Source organism: Streptomyces viridochromogenes, from assembly GCF_001270495.1.
Lineage (GTDB): Bacteria > Actinomycetota > Actinomycetes > Streptomycetales > Streptomycetaceae > Streptomyces > Streptomyces viridochromogenes_A.
The window spans coordinates 1-257 of the sequence record NZ_LGUR01000164.1 but is presented as its reverse complement, the minus strand read 5'-3'; the positions used below and the strand labels follow the sequence as shown (position 1 = coordinate 257).

Here is a 257-nt window from a genome sequence, read left to right as displayed (position 1 = left end):
CCGCATTCCTGGGGCTCCAACGCGGCCCGCCAGATCGGCCGTGAGGCCGTGTTCCTCACCTACGACGGTGTCGGCCACGGCGACTACTGGCTGAGCCCGTGCGCGCGGGACGCCATCGACACCTACCTCACCACCCTGAAGACCCCCCGCAAGGGCACCCACTGCCCCGCGGTCTGGCCGGCCGGACCCTCCGCCCAGCGGCAGTCGCCGAGCGGCGGTCTCGTCAACCCGCTGCCCGAACTACTGGGCACGGGGAC

1 protein-coding gene is annotated in these 257 nt (G+C 72.8%); it reads left to right on the top strand.

Annotated features, from left to right (window positions below; all coding sequences use genetic code 11):
• Nucleotides 1–257, top strand: a 257-nt coding sequence (locus tag ADK36_RS17080) for an alpha/beta hydrolase (protein ID WP_199830197.1), incomplete at both ends; no start/stop codon positions are given.